Raw genomic sequence first — 22,500 nt, 5'->3', positions numbered from 1 at the left:
AACGGCACACCGCTCGGCAAGACGAGAACCTCGCACCTCGCCGCTCTCGACCTGGCAGCTTGATCACCCAACCCAGTTTGTGGATTTCCCAACGGAGTCGTTCAGGCGGGGGGTTCCTGCCGGGCGGCCGGCAGGACGGGCGTCCGCGAGGGCGCCGCGACGGGCGACTGGGCCACCTGCGGGTCGGAGGCGCTGCGCACCCGCGCCCACGCGTCGTGGTCGGCCTGGACGATCTCCTCGTACGCGGCGAGGAACTCCGCCACCTGTGCGGGTTCGGGGTCGGCCCCGGCCGGCCCGGCCCGGTGGAAGGCGAGCCGGCGCTCCAGCGCGGCCAGCCGGTGCACCGTGTCGGAGCGCTGCAGCCAGAGCGCACGGTGCGAGAAGAACGCCTGCCAGGCGGCGAGCACCGTGATCGCCGCACCGAGGCCGAGGGCGACGTCCGACAGCCACTGCCGGGTCGGCTCGCCCACCTGGACACCCAGCAGCACGGTGATCACCGCCGACAAGCCCACCGTGGAGATCTGCAGCGCGAACGCCCGCCTGCGGTCGGCGTCCCGCCGCCGGGTCCGGATCCGCAGCTCACTGCGCACCTCCTGTTCCACGAAGGCCAGTTGACGACCGACCGGGCTCCCGTCCGCGCCGTCCGCAGTGTTCCCCGCCATCGCCCGCGTCCTCTCCCCCCGCCTCCGGAGCGGCCAGTCTGCCAGGCCGCCCGGACCTCCGTCCGGAATCCGGTGGGACGCGGTGCCCGCCCCACCGCGTTAGAAGGTCATGGACCGCACAACGACGACGCGCCCGGCGCCCACCGAGCCGCCGGCCTTCCTCGACTTTGCTGCGGCGAGGGGGCACCACCTGGTCAGAACGGCCTACCTGCTGACCGGCGGTGACGCGCACCTCGCCGAGGACCTCGCGCAGGAGGCGCTCGGCCGGCTGTTCGGCCGGTGGCGCAAGGTGTCCCGGATGGCGAACCCTGCGGGGTACGCGCAGACCGTCCTGGTCAACACCTTCCTGTCGCACCGCCGTCGGCGCAGCAGCAGCGAGCACGTGACGGACACCTTCGCCGAGACGGCGCAGGCCGCACCGGACCCGGCGCTGCGGGTGACCCTGCTGCAGGCGCTCGGCGAACTGCCGCCCCGGGACCGGGCGGTGCTGGTGCTCCGCTACTGGGAGGACCGCAGCGCGGAGGAGACCGCGGCGGTGCTGCGGCTGAGCCCCAGCACGGTGCGCTCGCGCAGCAGCCGGGCGCTGGCCCGGATGCGGACGGTGCTCGGCGAGGACCTCGAAGCGCTCGTCCACCCCTGACCGACCACCGGCAGTACGAGAGGATGCGGAGAACGACGATGCCCGTCGAGGAGAGCTTCACCACCGCCCTGCGGTCGGCCGCCGAACTGGCCCCCGAGCCGAACGCCCTGTTCTTCGCGCAGGGTGCGGCGACCCGCGGAGTGCGCCGGCGCAGGCGGCGCCGGGCCGCCGTGCTGGCCGGGGCGGCGGCGGTCGCCGCGGCCGTCCTGGCCGCCGGTTCGCTGCCGGCCCTGCACGGCGACCGCGCACCGGCCGCGCAGCCCTGGTCCTCGGTCAGCGGGGAGTACATGCGCGACGCGCTGGTCTCGCTGCTGCCGAACGGCCGGGTCACCGGCGCCATGGGCTTCACCGGGAACGAGGGCGACGTGACGTTGGGCCCGTCCGCCGTCGTCGACCTGGAGACGGCGCACACCGGCGGGCAGATCAGCCTCGGCGTCGACCGGATCGCCACGCCGGTGACGGAGTCCTCGCGCGGTGCGCACTGCTTCGACCCCTCGGAGCGGCCGACGCAGAGCTGCAGCCGCACGGTGCGGCCGGACGGGTCGGTGCTGATGGTCAACGTGCTGCTGCCGGAGCGGTCCGGCGCGGGCAAGGTCCTGGTCGCCACGTACACGAGGCCGGACGGACGCCAGGTACGCGTCGACACCTACAACCGCGACGGGCGGCCGGAGCCCCCGCTGACCGTCGAGCAGGCGGTCGCGGTGGTGACGAGCGGTGCCTGGGACGTCGCGTTCGACGGCGTGCGGGTGACCGACCCGCCGAACCCCGGGGTGTCCCTGCCGCCGGCGGCCGCGCTGCACGACGCGGTGGCGAAGCTGCTGCCGGCCGGCGCGGTGGCGGGCCCGGCCGACGGTCTCGCGATGCCGGGCCGGGTGCGGCTGCAGGTCTCCCTGGAGGGCCGGACGAGCTGGGTGGCCGTCGACGTCGAGCCGCACTGGCAGCAGGGCGGCGAGGCCGACCCGCGGACGGTCTTCGAGTCCGGTCGCGGCCCGGAGCTGACGCACACCGCGGACGGCACCTCCGTGGTGGCCGGCGGCCACCGGGAGTCCGACGGGGCGGACGGCCCGGAGGTGCAGTGGAGCGCCGAAGCCCTCCACCCGGACGGCACCCGGGTGACCGTCAACGAGTGGAACGGCCCCGACGCCCGCACCTTCCTGCCAGGCGCCCCCGCCCTCACCGTCGACCGGCTCCGGGCCCTGGCGACGGCCCCCGCCTGGCGCGGCTGACGCAGCGCTGACGGGCGGGGCCGACGGGCCGGTCAGCCCCCGGCCGTCCGCAGCGACCCGCGCACCCGTTCCCGCGCGGTCGCCGCGTCGGGGGCGCTGCGGGCGAGCCCGGCGAGGCGGCGGCAGTCGGCGAGGGTGTGCCCGGCGAGGGCGGCCCGGACCTCGGGGAGGCAGGCCGGTGCGGTGGAGAGCCCGGTGACGCCGAGGCCGACGAGGACGGGCGCGAGGTCCGGGTCGGCCGCCGCCTCCCCGCAGACGCCGACCGGGACGCCGCGGGCGGCGGCGCCCTCGGCGGTGGCCGCGACCAGGTCGAGCAGGGCCGGCTGCCAAGGGTCGAGCAGGTCGGCGAGGGCGCCGAGGGTACGGTCGGCGGCGAAGGCGTACTGGGCGAGGTCGTTGGTGCCGATGCTGAGGAAGTCGCAGACCTCGGCGAGCCGTTCGGCGCGCAGCGCGGCGGCCGGCACCTCGACCATGGCGCCGGCGTGGGCGAGGCCGTGGGCGCGGACCCGTTCGGCGAAGGCCGCGGCCTCGGCGGGCAGCGACACCATGGGGGCCATCACCCGGACGTCCGCGCGGCTGCCGCGGGCGGCGGCCGCGATCGCGGCGAGCTGGGTCTCCAGCAGCTGCGGGTCGCGGGCGGCGGTGCGCAGGCCGCGGACGCCGAGGGCGGGGTTCTCCTCGTCGGCGGCGGTGGCGAAGGGCAGCGGCTTGTCGGCGCCGGCGTCCAGGGTGCGGACGGTGACGCGGCGTCCGGCGAAGGCCTCGAAGACGGCCCGGTAGGCGGCGGTCTGCTCGGCGGCGCCGGGGGCCTCGGCCCGGTCGAGGTAGAGGAACTCGGTGCGGAAGAGCCCGACGCCCTCGGAGTCGGCGGCGGCCGCGGCGGTCAGTTCGTGCGCGGCACCGAGGTTGACCAGCAGCGCGACGGGGTGTCCGTCGGCGGTGCGGCCGGGGCCCGAGCTGCGGCCGGCGTGCTCCAGCCTGGCCCGCTGCCGCTCGGCCGCGCACCGGACGGTCTCCGGCTCCGGGTCGGGGTGGACGGCGCCGTCGGCGGCGAGGACGAGCACGTTCTGCCCGTCCCGCAGTGCGGCGGCGCCGGGGCAGCCGACGACGGCGGGCAGGCCGAGGGCCTTGGCGAGGATCGCGGTGTGGCTGGTGGGGCCGCCGCGGACGGTGACCAGGGCGAGGACCCGTGCGGGGTCGAGGTCGGCGGTGTCGGCGGGTGCCAGGTCGTCGGCGACCAGGACGTAGGGGTGCCCGGGGTCGGGCGGGCCGGGCATCGGCAGGCCGAGCAGTCGGGCGACGGCACGGTCGCGGAGGTCGTCGAGGTCGGCGGCACGTTCGGCGAAGTAGCCGCCCGCGGCGAGCAGGGCCTCGCGGAACCCCTGGTAGGCGGCGGTGACGGCGTGCGGACCGTCGGTGCCGGCGGCGACGAGTGCGGCGGCCCGGTCGGCGAGCGCCGGGTCGGCGGCGATCATCGCCTGGGCGGTGAGCACGTCCGCGGCGGCCCCGCCGGCCCGGGCGGCGCGGCCCTCCAGGTCGGCGACGACGGCGGCGAGGGCGGCGCGCACGGCGGCGATCTCACCGTCCGGGTCGGTGACCGGGCGGGCGGGCGGCAGGGTCGGCGGCGGGGCGGCCCGCGCGACGGGCCCGGCGGCGCTGCCGCGGCCGACGCCGATGCCGTGCAGCGGGGCGGCCGTCACCGGACGGCGTCCAGGTCGTCGGCGAGCAGGGCGGCGAGTTCGTCGAGCGCGGCGCGGGCGGCGGTGTCCTCGCCGTCGACGGTGAGTTCCAGGGTGTCGCCGTGGCCGGCGGCGAGGGCGAGGACGGAGAGCAGGCTGCGGGCGTCCACCGGGGTCTGCCCGGGGCGGCCGACGCCAACCCTGACGCCCTGCCGGGCGGCGGCCCGGACGAAGAGGGAGGCGGGTCGGGCGTGCAGGCCGCTCTGCGAGCCGACGGTGACCAGGAGCTGGGGCATGGGGGTGTCCTTCGGGATTCACGGGGATCGCGTCCGGGAGTGCCCGAACGGGCGGTCCGGATGGGGGCCGCGGGCCCGGTACCGGCGGTGGGGGCGGTCCGCGGGTACCGGGCGGTCGGGGCTGGCGACGCACCCGTCATCGGGTGGTTTCATTTGGTTTTACGCCCGGTTCACTCGGCATGTCAACGCATTCGGGCAGAAATCCCACATGTTCGGACTCTTGCTTTTCCGCGGCCCGGGCGTATCGTCGGAGTCATCCAGGCGTAAACAGACATGAACGGACCCGAATCCACATGTACGCTCCCGAGCGCCAGCAGCAGATCCTGCAGCTCGCCCAGACCAGGGGCCGCGTCGACGTCCCCTCCCTCGCCGAGGAGTTCAACGTCACGCAGGAGACCATCCGGCGTGACCTCAGCACCCTCGACCGGGCCGGGCTGCTGCGCCGCGTCCACGGCGGGGCGCTGCCCGCGGGAGCGCTGCACCTGGAGCCCGGCCTCGCCGAGCGGGACTCGACCGCCGCCGACGAGAAGGAACGGATCGCCCGCGCCGCGCTCGCACTGCTGCCCACCGAGGGCAGCGTGCTGCTGGACGCCGGCACCACCGTCTCCCGGCTGGCGGCGCTGCTGCCCGCGGACAGCACGCTGACCGTGGTCACCAACGCGCTGCCGGTCGCGGCCCGCCTGGCCGACCACCCCTCGCTCTCGCTGCACCTGGTCGGCGGCCGGCTCCGGCACCGCACCCACGCCGCGGTCGACGACTGGGCGCTGCGCGCGCTCGCCGACGTCCACGCCGACGTGGCCGTGGTCGCCACCAACGGCTTCTCCCCGGAGGGCGGCCTCTCCACCCCGGACCTCGCCGAGGCCGCGGTGAAGCGGGCCATGGTCGCCGGTGCCCGCCGGATCGTGCTGGTCGCCGACTCCTCGAAGTACGGCACCCGGCACTTCGCCCGGTTCGGCTCGCTGGAGCAGGTCGACGTCCTGGTCACCGACAGCGGGCTGACCGACCGGCAGGCCGCAGAGATCGAAGAACTCGGACCGGAAGTGATCCGCGCATGATCGTCACCATCACCCCCAACCCCAGCCTCGACCGCACCTACGAGCTGTCCGAGCTCGCCCGCGGCGAGGTCAACCGGGCCACCGGGGACCGGCTCGACCCGGGCGGCAAGGGCGTGAACGTGGCCCGTGCGCTCACCGCCGCCGGCCACCCCACCGCCGCCGTGCTGCCGCTCGGCGGCGCGCCCGGCCGGCTGCTGGCGGAGCTGCTGCACCAGCAGGGCATCGACGTGGCGGCCGTCCCGGTCGCCGGCGACACCCGGATCAACGTGTCGGTCGTCGAGCGGCACGGCCCGCTCACCAAGATCAACGCACCCGGTCCGCAGCTGTCCGCCGAGGAGTCGGCGGCCCTGCTCGCCGCCGTCCGCCGGCAGGCCGCCGGGGCGGACGTGGACTGGCTGGCCTGCTGCGGCAGCCTGCCCCGCGGCCTCGCACCCGCGTGGTACGCCGACCTGGTCGCCGAGGCCCACCTGGGCGGCGCCCGGATCGCCGTGGACACCTCGGGCCCGGCGCTGCTGGCCTCGCTGGCGGCCGGCCCGGACGTGGTCAAGCCCAACCTCGAAGAACTCGCCGAGGCGGTCGGCCGGCCGGTCACCACCCTCGGCGCGGCCCTCGACGCCGCCCACCGGCTGCGCGAACTCGGCGCCCAGCAGGTGCTGGCCAGCCTGGGCGCGGACGGCATGCTGCTGGTCGCCGAGGAGGGCGCCTGGTACGGCACGGCGCCGGTGGGCGAGGTCCGCAGCGACGTCGGCGCCGGCGACGCCTCGCTGGCCGGGTTCCTCGGCGCCGGCGGCAACGGGCCGAAGGCACTGGCCTCGGCACTGGCGCACGGCGCGGCGGCCGTCCGGCTGCCGGGCAGCGTGATGCCGATCCCGGCCGATCTCGAACCGGACACCGTCGTGGTGACCGCCGACGTCCCGCGGGAACTGCCGCTGGGCCGCTGAACCGGACGCGGCCGCGAGGGCCGCAGACGCGCACCGGCCGTCGTGACGGCCGATCGGAAGGACCTGGGGGCACAGGGAACCGACCACGCACCACCGATGCACGACTGGTGAAGGACCGACACGATGAGCGACAACGGCAGACTGATCACACCTGCGCTCGTGGATCTCTACCTCGCCCCCGACGACAAGGCGGAGGCCCTCCGCGCCCTGGCCCAGCGGCTGGCGGCCGAGGACCGGGTGACCGACCTCGACGGCTTCCTCGCCGACGTGGCCGCCCGCGAGGCGCAGGCGCCGACCGGCCTGGGCGACGGGATCGGCGTCCCGCACTGCCGCTCGGCCCACGTCACCCGGCCGAGCCTGGCCTTCGGGCGCAGCACCCGCGGGCTGGACTTCGACGCCCCGGACGGCCGCCCGGCCGACCTGGTCTTCATGATCGCCGCCCCGGACGGCGCGGACGACGCCCACCTGCAGATCCTCGCCTCGCTGGCCCGGCGGCTGATGAACCCGGAGTTCACCGGGGCGCTGCGCGCGGCGACCGACCCGAGCGCGGTCGCCGCCCTGGTCAACGACGAGGAGCCAGCCCCCTCACCGGAGCCCGCGGCGACCGCCGCACCGGTGGCCGCGCCCTCCCCCGCACCCTCCGCCGCCTCCTCGGCCGGCGGCCCGCGGCTGGTCGCGGTGACCTCCTGCCCGACCGGCATCGCACACACCTACATGGCCGCCCAGGCGCTGGAGCAGGCGGCGGCCCGGGCCGGCGCCACCATCCACGTGGAGACCCAGGGCTCGGCGGGTTCGACCCCGCTGGACCCGGCGGTGATCGCCGCCGCGGACGCGGTGATCCTGGCGCACGACGTGGAGGTCCGCGACCGGGCCCGGTTCGCCGGACTGCCGACGGTCGACACCGGGGTGAAGGCCGGCGTCAACCGGGCCGACGAGCTGGTCGCCGAGGCGGTCGCGCTCGCCGCGGCCGCCCCCGCCCGCACCGCCGGACCGTCCGCCGCCCCGGCGCCGGTGCAGCGGCAGGAGCACTGGGCGAAGCGGCTGCGCGGCTACCTGATGACGGGCGTCAGCTACATGATCCCGTTCGTCGCGGCCGGCGGTCTGCTGATCGCGCTGGGCTTCGCGATCGGCGGCTACACGATCTCCTCCGCGCCGTCGGTGGTCGGCCACTTCGACTGGACCTCCCACCTGAGCTGGGCGGCACTGCTCTTCCAGACCGGCGCGGCGGCGTTCGCCTTCCTGGTGCCGGTCCTGTCCGGGTTCATCGCCTACGCGATCGCGGACCGGGCGGCGCTGGCGGCGGGCATCGTCGGCGGTGCGGTCTCGGTGACGGTCGGCGCGGGCTTCCTCGGCGGCATCGTCACCGGTCTGGCCGCGGGCCTGCTGGTGCGCTGGATGAACAGCTGGAAGGTGCCGCGGGCGATCGCCGGGATCATGCCGGTGGTGGTGATCCCGCTGCTGTCGGTGGCCGCGGTCGGCTTCCTGATGTTCGTGGTGCTGGGCTCGCCGATCGCCTCGGCGATGAAGGGGCTGACGGACTGGCTGAACAGCCTGTCGGGCACCAACGCGATCCTGCTGGGCCTGCTGCTCGGCGCGATGATGGCCTTCGACATGGGCGGCCCGCTCAACAAGGTGGCGTACACCTTCGCCGCCGGCGCGCTGACCACCGCGGGCTCGGTGCCGGACGCGGGCAGCCTGAAGGTGATGGCCGCCGTGATGGCCGCCGGCATGACCCCGCCGCTGGGCCTGGCCCTGGCGACCACCGTGCGGCGGCTGTTCACCCGCGAGGAGCGGGAGAACGGCAAGGCGGCCTGGGTGCTCGGGGCCTCGTTCATCACCGAGGGCGCGATCCCGTTCGCGGCGGCCGACCCGCTGCGGGTGATCCCCTCGGCGATGGCGGGCAGCATGGTCGCGGGCGGTCTGACGATGGCCTTCGGCTCGACCCTGCGGGCACCGCACGGCGGCATCTGGGTGCTGCCGCTGATCGGCAACCCGGTGCTCTACCTGGTGGCGATCGCCGCGGGCACCGTCGTCACCGCCGGTCTGGTGATCCTGCTGAAGGGTCTGCGACGCCCCGCCCCGGCGGCCGCCCAGGAGCCCGACCCCGCCGACCGCGTGCTGGCCGGCACCGCGGCCTGACAGTCGGGCGAGGGACATCAGGGGCAGCAACACATGGGTGCGTGGGCCCTCCGGCCGAAGGCCGGGAGGGCCCACGCACCCCCGGTGCATCTCCCCTACGGCCAGAGCAGGGTGCTGGTCCAGGCGATCCGACCGGTGCCGAGGCCGGTGCGGGTGTACCGCAGCCGGACGTGGCGCCGGCTCGGGTCGCCCTGCCAGAACTCGACCTCGGCGGCGCGCAGCATGTACACCGTGTGCCCGGCGGCCACCAGCGCCGGGTCGGCGTCCAGCAGCAGTTGGGCCTCGTCGGCCGCCAGGTCGTACGCGGCGAGCGACCCGAGCGGCTCGCTCTGCCGTCCGACCAGCGAGGCGACCCGGGCGCCCGGCGAGCGCCCGCGGAACTCCTCCGCCGAGACGGCCGGCGGGGCGGCCTCGACCGAGCCGCGGACGCGGACCTGACGGCCGAGCGGCGGCCAGTACACGCTGAGCGCGGCCATCGGGCTGAGCGCGAGCTGACGGCCCTTCGGGCTGTTCGCCTCGGCGGCGAACAGCCAGGCGCCCTCGGCCGCGTCGACGTCCCGCAGCACCAGCGCGCGGGCGTCGGGCACACCGTCCGCGTCGACCGTCGAGAGCGTCATCACCTGCGGGTCGAGCACCCCTGCTTCCAGGGCCTGCACCAGCCAGTCCACGAAGAGCGGTCCCGGCTCGGCCGGTGCCAGGTCGGGGTCGAAGACCGGCAGTTCGCGGGCCATCGGCGGCCGGTCCCGCAGCATCTCACCGACCGCACTGGGCCGGTACCTGTCGAACCCGTCGTCGCCCGCCACCATCGGCCTCCCGTTCGCTCGTCCCGACCCCCGACCCCACCGTACTCAGTGGTGGAAACCGACGCGGTCCGCCTCGTGCGGGTGTCCCTGTTCGAGGCGCTTGATCGCCCGGCGCATGTCCTCGGCGAGCAGCTCGATCTCGTCGCGGTCGACGCCGTGCCGGACCAGGACGCGCTGGATGACCGTCTCCTGCCGGTCCGGCGGCAGCGGGTACGAGGGCACCTGCCAGCCGCGCATCCGCAGCAGGTCGGAGAGGTCGTACAGGCTCCAGCCGACCGAGTCCGGGTCGGTGAGCGTCCAGGAGACGGCCGGCAGCGCGCCGACGCCGTCGTACAGCAGGGTGAAGGGGCCCATCCCGGCGACCTGCCGGGCCAGGTGCTGCGCGGTGTCGGCGCAGGCCTGGTAGACCCGCCGGTACCCCTCGCGGCCGAGCCGCAGGAACATGAAGTACTGGGTGACGACCTGTCCGCCGGGGCGGGAGAAGTTCAGCGCGAGGGTCGGCATGTCGCCGCCGAGGTAGGACACGTGGAAGACCAGGTCGTCCGGCAGCGCGTCGTTGTCCCGCCACAGCGCCCAGCCGACGCCGAGCGGGGCCATGCCGTACTTGTGGCCCGAGGCGTTGATCGAGGAGACCCGCGGCAGGCGGAAGTCCCAGACCAGGTCGCGGTGGAGGAACGGCGCGATGAACCCGCCCGAGGCCGCGTCCACGTGCAGCGGCACGTCGATGCCGGTCTCCGTGTGGATGCGGTCCAGCTCGGCGGCGATCTCCGCGACCGGCTCGTAGGTGCAGGTGTAGGTCACGCCGAGGATCGCGACGACGCCGATGGTGTTCTCGTCGACGTACTCGCGCAGCTGGTGCGGCTGCAGGCCGGTCGCGCCGGGCTCCACCGGCACCTGGCGCAGCTCGACGTCGAAGTACCGGGCGAACTTCTCCCAGCACACCTGGACGGGGCCGCAGACCAGGTTCGGGCGCTCGGTCGACTGCCCGGCGGCCTTGCGCCGGTCGCGCCAGCGCCACTTCAGCGCGAGGCCGCAGAGCATCGCCGCCTCGCTGGAGCCGGTGGTCGAACAGCCGACCGCGTTGGCCCCCTCGGCACCGGCGGGCGCGTGCCACAGGTCGGCGAGGATGTTCACGCAGCGCGACTCGATCTCCGCGGTCTGCGGGTACTCGTCCTTGTCGACGATGTTCTTGTCGAGGCACAGGTCCATCAGCCGGCGGACCTCGTCGTCCGCCCAGGTCGTGCAGAAGGTCGCCAGGTTCTGCGCGGCGTTGCCGTCCAGCAGCAGTTCGTTGCGCAGCAGCTGGAAGACCACCGACGGCGGGGCCGGGAAGTCCGGCATGGCCCGCTTCGGCAGCGGCCGCTCGCTCAGCGGCGAGGCGAAGATGTCGACGGCCGGGTCGGCCGCCGGTTCCTGAGCGTTGTGCAGAGCCACCGAGGGCACCTCTCGCGTCGTCCGACAGCATTCCCTCGGACCCTACGGGCGCCCTCCCGCACCCGACAGCGGACGTACTCCATACCGGGCAGCGGCGGCCCGGGCACTCGGCCGTGCGGGCACCCGTACAGCCCAGTCCCGATTGCCCGGCGCGGCGACCGGACGGACGGTCGGGACATCCGTACGTCTCCGAAGGGGAGATCGCCATGGCGTCCACCTCCGTCCCTCCGGGCCCCGCCACGGGGGGCCTGCCACCACGTCAGAACAGCGGCTGGGTCTCCGGCCTGGTGCTGTTCGCCGGCGTGGTGATGCTGGTCACCGGTCTCCTCGACCTGTTCCAGGGGATCGTCGCCGTCGCGCAGGACGAGCTGATCGTCACGACACCGAACTACGTCTTCAAGTTCGACGTGACCTCCTGGGGCTGGATCCACATCATCCTGGGCCTGGTGGTCGCCCTCGTCGGGCTCTGCGTGCTCCGCGGCATGGCCTGGGCCCGGTACACGGGCATCGCGGTCGCCTCGCTGAGCCTCATCTCCAGCTTCCTGTGGCTGCCCTACTACCCGCTGTGGAGCATCGTGATCATCGCCCTGGACATCTTCGTCATCTGGGCACTGGCGGTGTACCGGCAGGACTGAGCGGTCCTCCGCGGAGCGGCCGCCGGCTCAGCGGCGAGGCGAGGATGTCGACGGCCGGGTCGGCCACCGGTTCCTGAGCATGGTGCAGTGCAGTGCAGAGCCACCGAGGCACCCCTCGCGTCGGCACCGGTGCCCGGCGGCGGGTGTACTCCGTACCGGGCGGTGCTGCGCCACCTGCGGCGCCCCCGGTACCCGGACGGCCCAGTCCCGATTGCCCGGCCCGGCGACCGGACGGACGGTCGGGACATCCGCACGTCTCCGAAAGGGAGATCGCCATGGCCTCCGCCTCCGTCCCTCCGGGCGCCCCCGCGAGCGGCCCGCCCGCGCGTTCGTACAGCGGCTGGGTCACCGGCCTGGCCTTGTTCGCGGGCGTGGTGATGCTGGTCACCGGCCTGCTCGACGTGTTCCAGGGGATCGTGGCCGTGGCCCGGGACGACCTGATCGTGACCACGCCGCGGTACGTGTTCCGTTTCGACGTGACCGCCTGGGGCTGGACCCACATCGTGCTCGGCACCCTGGTCGCCGTGATCGGCGCCTTCGTGCTGCGCGGCATGGCCTGGGCCCGGTACGCGGGCATGGGACTGGCCGCGCTGAGCGCCATCGCCAACTTCCTGTGGCTGCCGTACTACCCGGTGTGGAGCGGGGTGTTGATCACGCTGGACACCCTCGTGATCTGGGCGCTGGCCCTGTACCACGAGGACTGAGCAGGGTCTCCGCGGACCGGCCGCGGCACCCGGGGCGGGTGCCGCGGCCGCTCCGTGTGCGCGGGCAGGCCCTAGGCTGCGGGGCATGCCCAGTGGTGACGCCCCCGGACCGCTCGACCTCGGCCTGCTGCGGACCTTCCTCGCCGTGCACCGGTCCGGCTCCTTCACCGCCGCGGCCCGGCTGCTGCGGCTCTCCCAGCCGACCGTCACCGCGCAGATCCGCACCCTGGAGCAGCAGCTCGGCCGCCCGCTGTTCGAACGGCTGCCGCGCGGGGTCGCCGCCACCGCCGCGGCCGACGCGCTCGCCGCGGAGGTCGCCGCCCCGCTGGACGCACTCGCCGCGGTGGCCGAACGCGGCGGCGCCGACGGCGGCGCCCCGGCCGAGCCCGTCCACCTCGCCGGGCCGGCCGAGTTCCTCGGTGTCTGCGCCATGCCCGCACTCGCCCCGCTGATCGGCGCCGGACTGCGGCTGCGGGTCACCGCCGGACTCACCGACGACCTGCTCACCGGACTGCGGGCCGGCCGCTACGACCTGGTCGTCGCGACCTCCCGGCCGCGCGGGCGGACGCTGCACGCCGTCCCACTCGCCGACGAGGAGTTCGTCCTCGTCGCCGGGCCCGACTGGGCGACCCGGATCGGCGCCGGCCGGGTCGCCGCCGAGGGACAGGCCGCCCTGCGCGGCGTACCGCTGGTGACGTACGCCGAGGACCTGCCGATCGCCCGCCGCTACTGGCGGCACGTCTTCGGCACCCGGCTGAGCGGACCGGCCGCGGCCGTCGTGCCCGACCTGCGCGGGGTGGCCGCGGCGGTGGCCGGGGGCGCCGGGATCTCCGTCCTGCCCCGCTACCTGTGCGCGGACGGCCTCGCCTCGGGGGCACTGGTCGCGCTGCACGAGCCGGAGGACCCGCCGATCAACACGGCCTGGCTGGTCGGACGGGCCGGGGCCGCCGAACCGGCTGCCGTCGCGCAGGTCCGCGCGCGGCTGCTGGCGGCGGCCCCGGCCTGGTGAGGGCGCCTGCGGCGGGCGTCAGAGGCCCAGTGCCGCCGGGTCCGCGGCGAGGGCGCGCATCGGCTCGCGCGCGTCCTCGACCAGCCGGCGGGCCGTCAGGTCGAGGAAGCCGCCGACCCCGGTGACCTCGGCGGCGAGGGTGCCGTCCGCCTTCACGACGGTCTGCTCGACGCCGAAGGTCTTGCCGTCGCCCCACACGAAGCGGCAGCTGACCGTCACCTCGTCGCCGGCCCGCAGCTCGCGCCGGTAGCGGATCGTCGTCTCCAGCACGACGGGTCCGACGCCCTTCGCCAGCAGGTCGGCCTGGCGGACGCCGGCGTGTTCGAGGTAGCACCAGCGGGCGTGCTCGGCGTACTGCAGGTAGACCGACTGGTTGAGATGGCCCTGGGAGTCGGTCTCGTAGCCGCGGACGGTGATCGGAACACTGAATTCGGTCATGCTCCGAACAGTACGGCGACACCCCCGGATTGCGCAGTCCCCCGCGCCCCTGGGGTGCCGCCTCTGACGTGTTCTCAGTTCTCCAGGTGAGTGGGGGCGAACATGCGGAGGTGGGCGGGGAGGACGACCACGGTGGGGCCGGGGGTGGCGAGGGCCCGGGTGAGGTCGGTCCGGAGGGTTTCGGGGGTGGTGGCGACAGCCGGGACGCCGAAGGACTCGGCGAGGCGGAGGAAGTCGGGACGGGCGAGTTCGGTGGCGGTGGCCTCACCGAAGGTGTCGGTCATGTACTCGCGGAGGATCCCGTACCCCCCGTCGTCCACGATCAGCCAGGTGACGTCCAGGCCGTGCTGGCGGGCGGTGGCCAGTTCGGCGAGCGAGTACATCGCGCCGCCGTCCCCGGAGACGGCGAGGACGGGCCGGCCCGGCAGGGCCGCGGCCGCGCCGAGCGCGGCGGGGAAGCCGTATCCGAGGCCGCCGGCCCCCTGCGCGGAGTGCATGGCGCCCGGCCGGCGGGCGTCCCACGCGGACCAGGCCCAGTAGCCGAGGATGGTCATGTCGAAGAAGGCCGGGGAGTCGTCGGGCAGCGCGGCCCTGGCGTCGGCGAGGAGCTGCTGCTCCAACTCCAGTCCCTGGCCGTCGATCCGGGCCCGGACCTGCTTGAGCAGGTCGGCGGCGACGGCCTCGGCCCGGCCGTCCGGCTCCCGTGCCGGGACGGAGTCGGCGAGGGCGCGGAGGGCGAGCCGGGCGTCGGCGTGGATGCCGAAGGCGGGGTGGTTGGACTCCAGCTTGCCGAGGTCGGCCTCGACCTGGATCAGCTGACCGCGCGGGGCGAAGGTGTGGTAGTTGCTGGAGAGTTCGCCGAGGCCGGAGCCGACGACCAGCAGCACGTCGGCGTTCTCCAGCAGCTCGGTGGTGTGCCGGTCCTCCAGCCAGGACTGCAGCGAGAGCGGGTGCTCCCACGGGAAGGCGCCCTTGGCGCCGAAGGTGCAGGCCACCGGGGCCCGCAACAGCTCGGCCAGGCGCAGCAGTTCGTCGGTCGCGCCGGCCCGGACGACCCCGCCGCCGGCGAGGATCACCGGGTGCTCGGCCTCGGCGAGCAGCACGGCGGCCTCGGCGACGAGTTCGGCCCGCGGGACGAGCGGCCGGGGTTCGGCGCGCAGGCCGGTGACCCGGGGCACGGTGGTCGGGGCGAGCAGCACGTCCTGCGGGATCTCCACCCAGACCGGCCCGTACGGGGCGGTGAGGGCGGACTCCCAGGCGGCGGCGAGCGCGGACGGGATCTGCGAGGCGGTCCGCGCGGTGTGCACGGACTTCACCACGTCGCGGAAGCTGGCCTGCTGGTCGACGAGTTCGTGCAGGTAGCCGCGGCGGCGGCCGCCGAGCCCGGCGGAGGGGATCTGCGAGGAGACGGCGAGGACGGGGGCGGAGGCGGCGGCGGCCTCCTGGAGGGCCGCGAGCGAGGTGAGGGCGCCGGGGCCGGTGGAGAGGAACAGCGGGGCGACCGTCCCGGCGGTGCGGGCGTAGCCGTCGGCGGCGAAGCCGGCGTTGTTCTCCACCCGCAGGCCGACGTAGCACAGCCGCGAGCGGCGCAGGGCGTCGAACAGGCCGAGCGCGTGCTGGCCGGGGAGGCCGAAGACGGTCTCGGCGCCGAGGTTGGCGAGGGACTCGACGACCAGGTCGCCGCCGTTGCGGACGTGGGTCATGCGCGCTCCTCGGCGATCCGGCGGGCCATCAGGGTGGTCAGCTCGTAGGCGGTGTGGGAGGCGGCCACGGAGGTGATCTCGGCGTGGTCGTAGGCGGGGGCGACCTCGACGAGGTCGGCGGAGACGATGTTGCAGCCGGCCAGTCCGCGGAGGATCTCCAGGAGTTCGCGGGAGGTGAGGCCGCCGGCCTCGGGGGTGCCGGTGCCGGGGGCGTGCGCCGGGTCGAGGACGTCGATGTCGATGGAGACGTACAACGGGCGGTCGCCGATCCGCTCGCGGAGCTGCTGGGCGACCTCGTCGACGCCGCGGCGCATCACGTCGGCGGAGGTGACGATGCCGAAGCCGAGCTTCTCGTCGTCGGTGAGGTCCTGGCGTCCGTAGAGCGGGCCGCGGGTGCCGACGTGGCTGAGCGCGGAGGTGTCGAGGATGCCCTCCTCGACGGCCCGGCGGAACGGGGTGCCGTGGGTGTACTCGGCGCCGAAGTAGGTGTCCCAGGTGTCGAGGTGGGCGTCGAAGTGGAGCAGGGCGACCGGGCCGTGCCGGTCGGCGACGGCGCGCAGCAGCGGCAGGGCGATGGTGTGGTCGCCGCCGAGGGTCATCAGCCGGGCGCCGGTGGCGAGCAGGTCGCGGGCGGCGGCCTCGACGGTGTCGACGGCCTCGTTGATGTTGAACGGGTTGGCCGCGATGTCACCGGCGTCCGCGACCTGGGCGAGGGCGAACGGCGAGGCGTCCTGTGCCGGGTTGTAGGGCCGCAGCAGGCGGCTGGCCTCGCGGATCGCGTTGCCGCCGAACCGCGCGCCCGGCCGGTAGGAGACCCCGGTGTCGAACGGGACGCCGACCACGGCGATGTCGGCGCTGCCGACCTCGTCCAGGCGGGGCAGCCGGGCGAAGGTGGCGGGGCCGGCGTAGCGCGGGACGCGGGACGAGTCGATCGGGCCGCGCGGTTCGGTGGTGCTCATGGATTCCTCGGGAGGGTCGGTGGGTGCGGTGGCGGGTGCCGTCAGACAGCGGCGGGGACGGCCTCGGGCTCGGCCGGGGCGCGGCCGTCGAGCCGGTCGCGCCAGCGCTCCAGCAGGCGGGCGTCGGTGGGCCGGGTGGTCAGGCTGACGGACAGGTAGGCGACCAGGCTGGCGCCGAGGCCGTAGTAGATCGGCTCGTTGGCGAGGGTGCCCTCGACCACCATGAGGGTGATCACGGTGACACCGCCGGCGGTCATCGCGGCGAGCGCGCCCGGCAGGTTGCCGCGGCGCCAGACCAGGCCGCCGAGGATCGGCACGAGCAGGCCGCCGACCAGCAGGTTGTAGGCGACGGTGAGGGCGGCGAGGACGTCGTCGAGCAGGCAGGCCAGGCCGATCGAGACGGCACCCAGGACGATGATCGCCAGCCGGTTGGCGCCGACCTCGTCGTGGTCGTCGCCCTGCGGGCGGACCCGGCCGCCGCGGGTGCGCAGCCACTGCCAGATGTCGTTGTTGGCGACGGTGGCGGAGGCGATCAGCGCGCCGCTGGCGGTGGACATCATCGCGGAGAGCGCGGCGGCCAGCACCAGGCCCTTCACACCGGTCGGCAGGGTGGTCTTGACGATGGTGGCGAAGGCGCTGTCGGCGCCGGCGAGCTGCGGGTGCAGGGCCTTGGTGGCCATGCCGATGACGGCGCCGGCCAGGCCGTAGACCAGGCAGTAGACGCCCGCCACGGTGCCGCCGTAGGAGGCGACCTTGTCGGTGCGGGCGGTGAACACCCGCTGCCAGATGTCCTGGCCGATCAGCATGCCGAAGGTGTAGATCAGCACGAAGGTGAGGATCGACTCGCCGCCGATGGAGCCGAAGGAGAAGTAGCCGACGGGCAGCTTGTCGGCCATGGCGCTCCAGCCGCCGGCCTTGACCACGGCGATCGGCAGCAGCAGCACCAGCACGCCGATCGACTTCACCACGAACTGCACCATGTCGGTGAGGGTGATCGACCACATGCCGCCGAGCGCGGAATAGCCGACGACGATGGTGCCGCCGATCACCACGGCCGCCCAGCGGGGCACGTCGAAGAGCACGTCGAAGACGGTGGCGTAGGCGATGGTGGAGGTGACGGCCAGCATCAGGGTGTAGACCCACATCACCACGCCGGAGATGACGCTGGCGGCGTCGCCGTAGCGCAGCGAGAGCATCTCGGCGACGGTGTAGACCTTGAGCCGGGCGATCCGGGCGGAGAAGAAGGCGCTCAGGGCGAGCAGGCCGAGGCCGATCGCGAAGACCATCCAGGCGCCGGACAGGCCGTAGGTGTAGCCGAGGCGGACGCCGCCGATGGTGGAGGCGCCGCCGAGCACGACGGCGGCCATCGTCCCGGTGTACATCAGCGGGCCGAGGCGGCGGCCGGCGACCAGGAAGTCGCTCTTGGAGCGGGCGCGCCTCCTGCCCCACCAGCCGACGGCGACGATGCCCGCCAGGTAGCAGGTCATCACGACGTAGTCGATGGCCATGTGGTCCTCCGATCCGGCCGCCGCGCTGCGGGTGCGGGGCCGGGGTGCTCGTGGGGGACGGCTGCCGCGGCCGGAGGGGGCCGGACGCGGCGCCGGAGGGGGGACGGTACGGGCACCGCCGCCGGACGGCGTCCTCGGCCCGTGCTGAAACGGTAGGAGCAGCGCCGGGGCGGATGAAGTGTCGGATCCGTCCATTCTCTATGCTCCGAATGGAGGAAGTGTCCACCGAAGGGAGACCGGGCATGTCCGCACCGCCCGTACCGGCGGCTCCGCGCGCCCCGGAGCCGGGGACGCCCGCCCTGCCGCTGCGGGTGCTGCTCGGCGCCCCGGGCCTCGGCCTGGAGCAGGTCGCGGGGCCCCGCGACGACCGGCTGATCGGCACCATCGGCACCACCGAACTGCCCGATCCGGCACCGTACCTGTCGGGCGGCGAACTGCTGCTGACCGCGGGCGTCCGCTTCCCGCCGACCGAGGAGGCGGTGGACGCGTACGTGCGCAGCGTCGCCGCGGCCGGGATCGCGGCGCTCGGCTTCGGCATCGCGCCCGTCCACGACGAGGTGCCGGCGGTGCTCGTCGAGGCCTGCGAGCGGCACGCGCTGCCGCTGGTGCGGGTGCCGCCGGCGACGCCGTTCGTCGCGGTCAACCGGGCCGCGTACGCGTTCATGGCCGAGGCCCGCAACCGCGACCTGCGGGTGGTCTCCGAGGCGCAGTCCGCCCTCGCCTCGGCGGCGGCCCGGCCGGACGCGCTGCAGGCCGTGCTGCACCAGCTGGCCGTGCGCACCGGCTCCTGGACGGTGCTGCTGGACGCCGCCGGGCAGGAGCTCTTCGCCGCCGGGGAGCGCCCCGCCGCGCCGGCGCCGCGGCAGGTGCGGGACCTCGCCGCCCGCACCGCGGCCCGCCGCCCCGGACGGCCGGGCCGCACCGCACCGCCGACGGCCGCCGCCGAGCACCTCGAAGGCCGCCACCTCACCGTGCACACCCTGCCCGGCGGCCTGGCCCTGGGCATCGCCGCCGGCACCCCGCCGAGCAGCGTCCACCGCTCGGTCACCGGCGTCGCCGCCGTCCTGCTCGCCCTGCTCACCAGCCCGCGGCACGCCCTCGGTGCCGACACCCGCGGCGCGGGCGCCCTCGTCCGGCTGCTGCTCGGTGCCGCGCCGGCCGAGGTCGCCGCGCTGCTGCAGCCGGACGGCGCCGCGGACGGCCGCTGGACGGTCGTCGCCGGGCGGCGCACCCGGTCCGGCCGCGGGGACGACCCCGTGCAGGTCGCCGCGCTCGGCACCGCCCTCGGCACGCCCTACCTGGACGTCTCCGGGAGCGAGCTGCGGGCCCTCGTCCCGGGGGCCACCGCCCCCGATCCGGCCGCCGCCGTCGGGCTCGGCTGGACGCTCGGCTTCAGCGCCCCGACCGGGACGGACGGGCTCGGGAACGCCGCCGTGCACGCCGACCGCGCGCTGCGGCGGGCCCTGGCGGCCGGCCGGGGTGCCGCGCGGCAGCGCGACGAGGCCCTGAGCATGCACGCCCTCGTCGCCGAGGACGAGGCCCGTGCCCACGCCCGGGCCCTGCTGGCGCCGCTCGCGGAGGCCGGCGCCCCCGGCCCGGACGTCCTGCGGGAGACCCTCACCGCCTGGCTCGCCCACCACGGCAGCTGGGACCGCACCGCTGCCGCCCTCGAACTCCACCGCAACACCGTCCGCCAGCGCATCGCCCGCACCGCCGACCTGCTCGCCGCCGACCTCAACGACCCCGACGTCCGGATGGAACTCTGGTTCGCCCTCCGCCACCTCGACACGTGAAGCGGCGCGCCACCGCTCGGCCGTCCGCAGGGGCGTGGCCGGCGGGGGTCAGTGCCGGTCGGTGAAGGAGCCGTGGCGGCCGGCTCCCTTGGCGAAGCGGGCGGCGCCCTCGCCGGCCTCGGGCAGGGACCGCAGGCCGTGCCGGAGTTCGTTGTCGAGGGCGTCGTGCTCGCTCATCCCGTCCTGTTCGAGGAGGGAGAGCCGGTCGCCGCGCATGCAGGTCTGCGGGAAGCGGGCGATCTCGGCGGCGAGGCGCTCGGCCGCCTGCCGGGAGGTGCCGCGGGGGACGACCCGGTCGACCAGCCCGATGCTCTTGGCCTCCCCGGCGTCGACCGGGCGGCCGGTGAGGACGAGGTCCATGGCACGACCGGCGCCGATCAGCCGGGGCAGCCGGACGGTGCCGCCGTCGATCAGGGGGACGCCCCAGCGGCGGCAGAAGACGCCGAAGACGGCGTCCTCCTCGGCGACCCGCAGGTCGCACCAGAGGGCGAGTTCGAGGCCGCCCGCGACGGCGTGGCCGGAGACGGCGGCGATGACGGGCTTGGAGAGCCGCATCCGGGTGGGGCCCATCGGCCCGTCGCCCTCGGGGGCGACCCGGTTGCCGTCGGCGGTGCCGAAGGCCTTGAGGTCTGCGCCGGCGGAGAAGGTGCCGCCCTCGCCCCACAGGACGGCAACGGAGGCCTCGGGGTCGGCGTCGAAGGAACGGAAGGCCTCGGCGAGGGCTTCGGCGGTGGGTCCGTCGACGGCGTTGCGGCTCTCGGGACGGGAGAGCACGACGGTGGTCACCGGTCCGCTGCGTTCGGTGCGTACGGGCATCTGTGCCGGTCCTCCTCGCTGCCGCGGCCACCGCCGACCGGTGGACGGACCCCATCGAACCAGAACGGCGCCGCCCGGACGAGGCCGCCGCGCGGTGGGGTCCGGCCGACCCACTGACAGCCGCTCATACTATGATCTGCCGCCGGGGATTGGGTGGCACACGATCCGGCGGCCGCACCGTCGGGGCCGTCCGACCCGACGGGGACAGCGCGGACGGGAAGCCGTCCGACGGGGGAAGGACCGCCATGGCAGGCAGCCATTACAAAGTGTCGCCCGAACAACTCGACCGGCTCGCCGCGGAGTGGCAGGCCCAGGCCGCACGCCTGGAACGCGTCGCGGCCAAGGTCGGGTCACTGTCGGGCAAGTTCCGCACGGCCGAGATCGAGACCCTGATCACCCGCGGCGTGCTCGCCACCGGCATCGTGCTGGCCGCCGAGGAGTCCGTCCAGGACGCCGGGAAGAGCGCCGCCGCCACCGCGAAGGCGATGCACCAGGACGCGGCCGGGATCAAGCACTGCGCCGACAACTACCGCGAGGCCGAGGAGCACGCCGGCAGGCAGCTGCCCGGCGGCGGCCACCACACGCCGCCCAAGTCCCCCGGAAAACCCGGTGGCAACGGCGGGCACCAGGGCGGCGGCCACGAGGGCGGCAGCGGCGGCCACGACGGCGGCGGCAGCGGCGGGCACCACCCGATGCCCTCCTCGCCCAACCCGCACGGCAAGATCCCGATGTCCGACGTCGACTACGGCGGCGCCGGGTCGTGGAAGAGCGGCCGGGCCGCCTGCGAGGACTACGTCAACCAGGCGCTCGACACCATGGGCATCAAGGATCCGCAGGCCCGCGCCAACTGGATGCGCGGCCTGCTCACCATGACCCAGCGCGAGTCCTCGTACAACGACTCGCACTGGCTGGTGAACAAGAACGACAGCAACGCCTGGGGCCCGACCCAGGCGGACGGCGCGCCCCTGCACTCCTCGCGCGGCCCCTGGCAGTGCATCCCGGACACCTTCGCCGCCTACCACCAGCCGGGCACCTCCACCAAGATCTACGACCCGGTGGCCAGCGCGTGCGCGTCCATGAACTACATGATGGCGCGCTACCACGTCTCACCGGACGGCCACGACCTGGCCGCCAAGGTCGCCCAGGCCAACCCGAACCACGGCCCGCAGGGCTACTGACCGTCCGCGGCCGGCCCGCGCGGCCGGCCGTCGAAACCAGGAAGAGCCACCTCACCGTGTCCCGACACACCACGGCGCTGCGCGCCGCCACCGCCGTCTGTGCCGCCGTCCTCGCCGTCGGCGTGCTGACCGCCTGCGACCCGGCCGAGCCGGCCGCCGCGCCGAGCACCGCCGCCGCGAGCCAGGCCGCACCGTCCGCCGCCGACCCCTCGCCCGCCGGCGACGCCGCCTCCGCGGCCGCCTCCCCCAGTGCCAAGGCGGGCGGCGCCACCGGCCCGGCCGTCAACGGCGTTCCCGCCTCCGCCTGGATGAAGGGCAACGACCTGCCGCTGAACGCCGCGTACCACTGGCCCGCGCAGGCCGGGAAGGCCAAGGCGGTCAAGAACGGCGAGCCGTTCGCCTTCGAGACGCTCTGCGACTCGGCCCGCTCCTCCGACCTCGCCGGCCTCGGCACCGGCGCCGACGGCGCGCAGTCGCTGCTGAGCGGCGGCACCGACGAGTGGCAGGTCCAGCAGACGGTCGTCCACTTCAAGGGCACCTCCAGCGGCGCCGTGCAGTCCGCCGGTGCGCTGCTGCGCGCCCTGACCGGGGAGGTCAAGGCCTGCGCCCCGGACGGCGCCACCCCCAGCGTGAAGGTCACCGCCGAGGACCCGGCGTACCTGGCCGCCACCATCACCCTCAAGCAGGGCAGTGGCGGCATCACCGTCCACGAGTACCTGACGACCACCTCGACCACGGTCGCCGAGCTGACCGTCTACGGCCCCTACGGAACCAAGAAGCCCAAGGCCGCCTGGACGGTCAAGGACGACACCGCCGTCCTGCGCCTGCTGGGGGCGCCGCTCTGCGACGCCTTCAAGAACTGCTGATCACGCATCCGTTGAC

The 22,500-nt window shown here is 75.2% G+C and carries 21 protein-coding genes; 11 read left to right on the top strand and 10 right to left on the bottom strand.

Annotation, left to right across the window (positions count from 1 at the left end; translation table 11 throughout):
• Positions 1-101 precede the first annotated feature (101 nt).
• The gene (locus IE98_RS0137060) at positions 102-662 is read right to left on the bottom strand and encodes an SLATT domain-containing protein (protein WP_030276486.1); all 561 of its coding nucleotides are present in this window, start codon (positions 660-662) and stop codon (positions 102-104) included.
• A 109-nt stretch (positions 663-771) separates the two neighbouring features.
• On the opposite strand from IE98_RS0137060, the gene IE98_RS0137055 reads away from it, so the two are divergent.
• Both IE98_RS0137055 and IE98_RS0137050 read left to right on the top strand, forming a co-directional pair.
• Positions 772-1,302: a SigE family RNA polymerase sigma factor gene (locus tag IE98_RS0137055; RefSeq protein WP_030276484.1), complete on the top strand. Its 531-nt coding sequence runs from the start codon at positions 772-774 to the stop codon at positions 1,300-1,302.
• 38 nt (positions 1,303-1,340) lie between these two features.
• Positions 1,341-2,528, top strand: a complete 1,188-nt coding sequence (locus IE98_RS0137050; protein ID WP_030276482.1) for a hypothetical protein — start codon at positions 1,341-1,343, stop codon at positions 2,526-2,528.
• 32 nt (positions 2,529-2,560) lie between these two features.
• Here IE98_RS0137050 and ptsP read toward each other — a convergent pair whose 3' ends face one another.
• Both ptsP and IE98_RS0137040 read right to left on the bottom strand, forming a co-directional pair.
• On the bottom strand, positions 2,561-4,228 hold the full coding sequence (gene ptsP, locus IE98_RS0137045) for a phosphoenolpyruvate--protein phosphotransferase (protein WP_030276480.1): 1,668 nt from the start codon (positions 4,226-4,228) through the stop codon (positions 2,561-2,563).
• Positions 4,225-4,503, bottom strand: coding sequence for an HPr family phosphocarrier protein (locus IE98_RS0137040; RefSeq protein WP_030276479.1), 279 nt, complete (start codon positions 4,501-4,503; stop codon positions 4,225-4,227). The genes ptsP and IE98_RS0137040 overlap by 4 nt, the downstream gene beginning before the upstream one ends.
• A gap of 293 nt (positions 4,504-4,796) precedes the next feature.
• Between IE98_RS0137040 and IE98_RS0137035 the strand changes: the two genes are divergently transcribed.
• The 3 genes from IE98_RS0137035 to IE98_RS0137025 all read left to right on the top strand — a co-directional run bounded on the left by IE98_RS0137035 (position 4,797) and on the right by IE98_RS0137025 (position 8,638).
• Positions 4,797-5,558 carry a DeoR/GlpR family DNA-binding transcription regulator gene (locus IE98_RS0137035; RefSeq protein ID WP_030276478.1) on the top strand — a complete coding sequence of 254 codons (762 nt, stop codon included), beginning with the start codon at positions 4,797-4,799 and terminating at the stop codon, positions 5,556-5,558.
• Positions 5,555-6,499, top strand: a complete 945-nt coding sequence (pfkB, locus tag IE98_RS0137030) for a 1-phosphofructokinase (protein ID WP_030276477.1) — start codon at positions 5,555-5,557, stop codon at positions 6,497-6,499. The genes IE98_RS0137035 and pfkB overlap by 4 nt, the downstream gene beginning before the upstream one ends.
• 123 nt (positions 6,500-6,622) lie before the next feature.
• Positions 6,623-8,638 carry a PTS fructose transporter subunit IIABC gene (locus IE98_RS0137025; RefSeq protein ID WP_030276476.1) on the top strand — a complete coding sequence of 672 codons (2,016 nt, stop codon included), beginning with the start codon at positions 6,623-6,625 and terminating at the stop codon, positions 8,636-8,638.
• Positions 8,639-8,733: 95 nt separating this feature from the next.
• On the opposite strand, the gene IE98_RS0137020 is transcribed toward IE98_RS0137025, so the two are convergent.
• A complete protein-coding gene (locus IE98_RS0137020; RefSeq protein WP_078661606.1) occupies positions 8,734-9,444 on the bottom strand; it encodes a pyridoxine/pyridoxamine 5'-phosphate oxidase in 711 nt (236 codons plus the stop codon).
• Positions 9,445-9,486: 42 nt separating this feature from the next.
• Positions 9,487-10,875: a glutamate decarboxylase gene (locus IE98_RS0137015; protein WP_030276474.1), complete on the bottom strand. Its 1,389-nt coding sequence runs from the start codon at positions 10,873-10,875 to the stop codon at positions 9,487-9,489.
• A gap of 206 nt (positions 10,876-11,081) precedes the next feature.
• On the opposite strand from IE98_RS0137015, the gene IE98_RS0137010 reads away from it, so the two are divergent.
• The 3 genes from IE98_RS0137010 (at position 11,082) to IE98_RS0137000 (ending at position 13,223) form a co-directional block, all read left to right on the top strand.
• Positions 11,082-11,510 carry a DUF7144 family membrane protein gene (locus IE98_RS0137010; RefSeq protein WP_030276473.1) on the top strand — a complete coding sequence of 143 codons (429 nt, stop codon included), beginning with the start codon at positions 11,082-11,084 and terminating at the stop codon, positions 11,508-11,510.
• Between the two features lie 275 nt (positions 11,511-11,785).
• On the top strand, positions 11,786-12,214 hold the full coding sequence (locus IE98_RS0137005; RefSeq protein ID WP_030276472.1) for a DUF7144 family membrane protein: 429 nt from the start codon (positions 11,786-11,788) through the stop codon (positions 12,212-12,214).
• 85 nt (positions 12,215-12,299) lie between these two features.
• The gene (locus IE98_RS0137000; protein ID WP_030276471.1) at positions 12,300-13,223 is read left to right on the top strand and encodes a LysR family transcriptional regulator; all 924 of its coding nucleotides are present in this window, start codon (positions 12,300-12,302) and stop codon (positions 13,221-13,223) included.
• Between the two features lie 18 nt (positions 13,224-13,241).
• Here IE98_RS0137000 and IE98_RS0136995 read toward each other — a convergent pair whose 3' ends face one another.
• The 4 genes from IE98_RS0136995 to IE98_RS0136980 all read right to left on the bottom strand — a co-directional run bounded on the left by IE98_RS0136995 (position 13,242) and on the right by IE98_RS0136980 (position 17,831).
• On the bottom strand, positions 13,242-13,661 hold the full coding sequence (locus IE98_RS0136995; protein WP_030276469.1) for an acyl-CoA thioesterase: 420 nt from the start codon (positions 13,659-13,661) through the stop codon (positions 13,242-13,244).
• Between the two features lie 74 nt (positions 13,662-13,735).
• On the bottom strand, positions 13,736-15,364 hold the full coding sequence (locus IE98_RS0136990) for a thiamine pyrophosphate-binding protein (protein WP_030276468.1): 1,629 nt from the start codon (positions 15,362-15,364) through the stop codon (positions 13,736-13,738).
• Positions 15,361-16,323 carry an agmatinase gene (gene speB / locus IE98_RS0136985; RefSeq protein WP_030276465.1) on the bottom strand — a complete coding sequence of 321 codons (963 nt, stop codon included), beginning with the start codon at positions 16,321-16,323 and terminating at the stop codon, positions 15,361-15,363. Before speB ends, IE98_RS0136990 begins: the two co-directional genes overlap by 4 nt.
• 41 nt (positions 16,324-16,364) lie before the next feature.
• Complete coding sequence (locus IE98_RS0136980) at positions 16,365-17,831, bottom strand: sodium:solute symporter (RefSeq protein ID WP_030276463.1); 1,467 nt, start codon at positions 17,829-17,831, stop codon at positions 16,365-16,367.
• Between the two features lie 242 nt (positions 17,832-18,073).
• Here IE98_RS0136980 and IE98_RS0136975 point away from each other — a divergent pair, with 242 nt between their 5' ends.
• Positions 18,074-19,624: a PucR family transcriptional regulator gene (locus IE98_RS0136975; protein WP_030276460.1), complete on the top strand. Its 1,551-nt coding sequence runs from the start codon at positions 18,074-18,076 to the stop codon at positions 19,622-19,624.
• A gap of 48 nt (positions 19,625-19,672) precedes the next feature.
• Here IE98_RS0136975 and IE98_RS0136970 read toward each other — a convergent pair whose 3' ends face one another.
• On the bottom strand, positions 19,673-20,440 hold the full coding sequence (locus IE98_RS0136970; RefSeq protein ID WP_030276459.1) for a crotonase/enoyl-CoA hydratase family protein: 768 nt from the start codon (positions 20,438-20,440) through the stop codon (positions 19,673-19,675).
• Positions 20,441-20,685: 245 nt separating this feature from the next.
• Here IE98_RS0136970 and IE98_RS48600 point away from each other — a divergent pair, with 245 nt between their 5' ends.
• Both IE98_RS48600 and IE98_RS0136960 read left to right on the top strand, forming a co-directional pair.
• Positions 20,686-21,618, top strand: a complete 933-nt coding sequence (locus IE98_RS48600; RefSeq protein WP_159401172.1) for a hypothetical protein — start codon at positions 20,686-20,688, stop codon at positions 21,616-21,618.
• Positions 21,619-21,674: 56 nt separating this feature from the next.
• Positions 21,675-22,484: a hypothetical protein gene (locus IE98_RS0136960; RefSeq protein ID WP_030276453.1), complete on the top strand. Its 810-nt coding sequence runs from the start codon at positions 21,675-21,677 to the stop codon at positions 22,482-22,484.
• Positions 22,485-22,500 lie beyond the last annotated feature (16 nt).

It is taken from the genome of Streptomyces sp. NRRL B-24484, from assembly GCF_000717715.1.
In the GTDB taxonomy this organism is placed as follows: domain Bacteria; phylum Actinomycetota; class Actinomycetes; order Streptomycetales; family Streptomycetaceae; genus Kitasatospora.
Note: the sequence above shows the minus strand (reverse complement) of the source record. Positions and strands in the feature narration are given on the sequence as shown.

What these genes read in the sequence shown, in the direction of transcription:
- IE98_RS0137060 (WP_030276486.1), bottom strand. Translation starts at nt 662, where the DNA reads ATGGCGGGGAACACTGCGGACGGCGCGGACGGGAGCCCGGTCGGTCGT.
- IE98_RS0137055 (WP_030276484.1), top strand. Translation starts at nt 772, where the DNA reads ATGGACCGCACAACGACGACGCGCCCGGCGCCCACCGAGCCGCCGGCC.
- IE98_RS0137050 (WP_030276482.1), top strand. Translation starts at nt 1,341, where the DNA reads ATGCCCGTCGAGGAGAGCTTCACCACCGCCCTGCGGTCGGCCGCCGAA.
- IE98_RS0137040 (WP_030276479.1), bottom strand. Translation starts at nt 4,503, where the DNA reads ATGCCCCAGCTCCTGGTCACCGTCGGCTCGCAGAGCGGCCTGCACGCC.
- IE98_RS0137035 (WP_030276478.1), top strand. Translation starts at nt 4,797, where the DNA reads ATGTACGCTCCCGAGCGCCAGCAGCAGATCCTGCAGCTCGCCCAGACC.
- pfkB (WP_030276477.1), top strand. Translation starts at nt 5,555, where the DNA reads ATGATCGTCACCATCACCCCCAACCCCAGCCTCGACCGCACCTACGAG.
- IE98_RS0137025 (WP_030276476.1), top strand. Translation starts at nt 6,623, where the DNA reads ATGAGCGACAACGGCAGACTGATCACACCTGCGCTCGTGGATCTCTAC.
- IE98_RS0137020 (WP_078661606.1), bottom strand. Translation starts at nt 9,444, where the DNA reads ATGGTGGCGGGCGACGACGGGTTCGACAGGTACCGGCCCAGTGCGGTC.
- IE98_RS0137010 (WP_030276473.1), top strand. Translation starts at nt 11,082, where the DNA reads ATGGCGTCCACCTCCGTCCCTCCGGGCCCCGCCACGGGGGGCCTGCCA.
- IE98_RS0137005 (WP_030276472.1), top strand. Translation starts at nt 11,786, where the DNA reads ATGGCCTCCGCCTCCGTCCCTCCGGGCGCCCCCGCGAGCGGCCCGCCC.
- IE98_RS0137000 (WP_030276471.1), top strand. Translation starts at nt 12,300, where the DNA reads ATGCCCAGTGGTGACGCCCCCGGACCGCTCGACCTCGGCCTGCTGCGG.
- IE98_RS0136995 (WP_030276469.1), bottom strand. Translation starts at nt 13,661, where the DNA reads ATGACCGAATTCAGTGTTCCGATCACCGTCCGCGGCTACGAGACCGAC.
- IE98_RS0136990 (WP_030276468.1), bottom strand. Translation starts at nt 15,364, where the DNA reads ATGACCCACGTCCGCAACGGCGGCGACCTGGTCGTCGAGTCCCTCGCC.
- speB (WP_030276465.1), bottom strand. Translation starts at nt 16,323, where the DNA reads ATGAGCACCACCGAACCGCGCGGCCCGATCGACTCGTCCCGCGTCCCG.
- IE98_RS0136980 (WP_030276463.1), bottom strand. Translation starts at nt 17,831, where the DNA reads ATGGCCATCGACTACGTCGTGATGACCTGCTACCTGGCGGGCATCGTC.
- IE98_RS0136975 (WP_030276460.1), top strand. Translation starts at nt 18,074, where the DNA reads ATGTCCGCACCGCCCGTACCGGCGGCTCCGCGCGCCCCGGAGCCGGGG.
- IE98_RS0136970 (WP_030276459.1), bottom strand. Translation starts at nt 20,440, where the DNA reads ATGCCCGTACGCACCGAACGCAGCGGACCGGTGACCACCGTCGTGCTC.
- IE98_RS48600 (WP_159401172.1), top strand. Translation starts at nt 20,686, where the DNA reads ATGGCAGGCAGCCATTACAAAGTGTCGCCCGAACAACTCGACCGGCTC.